3 protein-coding genes are annotated in these 2,577 nt (G+C 65.7%); all 3 read right to left on the reverse strand.

Annotated elements, in window-relative coordinates; genetic code table 11:
- Positions 1–193 precede the first annotated feature (193 nt).
- The gene (locus ACGF07_RS35575; RefSeq protein WP_392905822.1) at positions 194–976 is read right to left on the reverse strand and encodes a class I SAM-dependent methyltransferase; all 783 of its coding nucleotides are present in this window, start codon (positions 974–976) and stop codon (positions 194–196) included.
- 42 nt (positions 977–1,018) lie between these two features.
- The gene (locus tag ACGF07_RS35580; protein ID WP_392905825.1) at positions 1,019–2,035 is read right to left on the reverse strand and encodes an IS630 family transposase; all 1,017 of its coding nucleotides are present in this window, start codon (positions 2,033–2,035) and stop codon (positions 1,019–1,021) included.
- 118 nt (positions 2,036–2,153) lie between these two features.
- On the reverse strand, positions 2,154–2,510 hold the full coding sequence (locus ACGF07_RS35585; RefSeq protein ID WP_392905827.1) for a transposase: 357 nt from the start codon (positions 2,508–2,510) through the stop codon (positions 2,154–2,156).
- Positions 2,511–2,577 lie beyond the last annotated feature (67 nt).

Genomic DNA, 2,577 nt, shown 5'->3' on the forward strand with positions numbered 1-2,577 from the left:
CACGCCAGTCACAAGGAACAGGGCAGCATGATCCGCCGCTACATCATCTGGCGGAACAACCACGCCGCCGACCAGCGCCTACGCGAAGTCGTCACCAGGGCGAACGTTGCCTGATGTGGCACTAGTGCTGTGACCGCGAAGGTTCACCGGGTTGCCGTGGGCAGCCTGCGAATCAGTACGAGCGCTGTCTGGGCTACCGCATGGACGGGGCACATTGTGCGGTAAGCACGGGTTGGTAGTACCCGCTTGAGGCGGGGGTGTGCCAGGTGATGTTGGTGAAGCCGGCGTCAGCCACGAACGCTGTCAATTGTGGGCGGGTCAGTGCCCAGTAGGTGGTGCGGCGGACTCGAACGTTCCAGGTGTTCTGCATGGGGATGAGCTGGAAGTGCTCCAGGTCGTAGCGCTCGCCGTCTTCATGCCAGTGCCACAGTTGAAAGGTGATCACCTGACCGTAGGGGGTTTTCGAGATCTGTGGAGGTGTCGCCGTGGGTTTGGTCTGGCGGACGTCGTCGTAAGCCCGGAGAGTGATCATCAATAGTCCGTCGTTGCGGAGCACCCGTCGCATGTTGATGAGCGCCATCCGGAGATCCTGCGCGGAGAGCAGGTGCGGGAGCGAGTTGTCGGCGCACAGCACGACGTCGAACGTGGACGACTTGAACGGCAGCCGACGCATGTCTGCAGCGGCTATCGGAATCTGGGTGCCACGGGTGGCCACCTCGGCAGCGGCGCGTGCGGCGGCGACGGGGCTCAGGTCGCTGGCGACGACCTCGTGCCCGCCCAGGGCCAGGCCGATCGCTTGAGTTCCGATCCCGCACGAACAGTCCAGGATTCTGTGCGGCCCTGCCCCAAGTCGCAGGCGGACAAGCCCGCTCAGCACCTGGGCCTGGTGCGCGATGCTCGCGTCCCAGTCCGCGAAGATCAGGTGGTAGTCAGCGGCCAGTTCGTCGTAGAAGTCCCTCACCGAGAATTCGGACATGCACCCCACCGTAGTGCGTGGCTGCCGGGGATGGCGGGCGGTTCAGGCTGCAGCTGCCAGGACCCGGCCTCCCCAGCGCATCCCCTTCTCGCTTCGGATGCGGGCACGTTCGCGGCGCTGGGCCTCCAGGACGTCCGGGTGGCGAGCGTTGGCGTTGCGCCAGCGCAGGTAGGCCTGCAGGACGCGGGTCTGGACCGTGTGGTTCGGGTGGTTGGAGTTCGCGAGGGTGAACTGCCGCAAGGGTCCGAAGTGAGCCTCGATCGGGTTGGCCCAGGACGCGCTGGTCGGTGTGAAGCAGAGGTGGACGTTGTTGTTCTTCGCCCAGCGGAGGATCTTCTTGCCGTTGTGGGCGGAGAGGTTGTCCAGGATCACGTAGACCGGGGCGCCGTCCGGGCGGGCGGCCCGGATCGACTTCAGTGCGGCCAGGGTGTTCGCGGTGCCCTTGCGGCGCCTGTTCACGCCCCAGAGGGTGTCGTCGCCGATCGAGTAGCAGCCGTGGAAGTACGTGACGCCGTGGGTGCGGTGGTAGGTCGCTGGCAGCCGGTTCGGTCTGCCTTGTTCAGCCCAGCATGTGCCGGCGGTGGGACGGATGCCAAGCGGGCCGAACTCGTCGAACGCGAACGTACGGTCGGGGAAGCGCTCCAGGACGTGCTCGATCCGGTCGAGTTTGGCGTCGTAGTTGGGGTCGGTGGACTCCTTCCACGTCTTGGTGTGCTGGAAGGTGACGCCGCGTCGGGCGAGCAGGCAGCGCAGGGCCTCGCGGCCGATGCGGATCACTCGCCCGTGGACCTTGCGGAGGTAGGCGAGCAGTTTGCGGATCGACCAGCGGGTGAAGGGCTGCCCGAGCTTGGTGGGTCGGGTGGTGGCCGTCTTGATGACGAAGTCCTCGTCGTCAGGACTGAGCAGGCGGGGACGGCCTCCCGCCCACCGAGGGTCCAGGCAGGCCAGCCCGATCTCGTTGAACCGGTGGATCACGTCACGCACCGTGTCCTCGTCCGCCTGCACCAGCTGGGCGATCACCGGTACCCGGTTGCCGCCGGCCGAGGCTAGCAGCATCATCGCCCGCCGGTAGCGCACGGTGTTCGTACTGCCCCGCCGCACGATCCGCTGTAACTGCTGGCCCTCCTGGTCGGTCAACCTTCGGACTGAGCTTCCCCCGTTGAGCGGGAGGTGGTGATTACCTGGTCAGGGTGGGTTCAGGCAGTTCGACGGTCACTGGTTCGGCCGTCGCCTGGTTGGCGTAGTACTTCGCCTCGTATTCGTCGGGGCTGAGCCAGCCGAGGCGCTTTTGGATGCGGCGGCTGTTGTAGAAGCCGTCGATGTAGGCGAACAGGGCGAGGTCGGCGTCGGTGCGGGTCGCGAAGGTCGTGCGGCGCACGCACTCGGTCTTCAGGACGCTCCAGAAGTTCTCCGCGAGGGCGTTGTCGTAGGAGTCGCCCACGCTTCCCATACTCGGCTCGATTTCCGCCTTGAGCAGGCGAGTTGTGAGCTTGATGGACGTGTATTGGGCGAGTTCAACCGGTCGTTGCAACACCGGGCTGTTGTAGTGAGCGTAGCTGCTCCTCGAAGACCTCGGCCGGGGTCTTCCAGCCAAGGATCTT

The sequence above is a fragment of the Kitasatospora sp. NPDC048194 genome, assembly GCF_043202455.1.
Lineage (GTDB): Bacteria > Actinomycetota > Actinomycetes > Streptomycetales > Streptomycetaceae > Kitasatospora.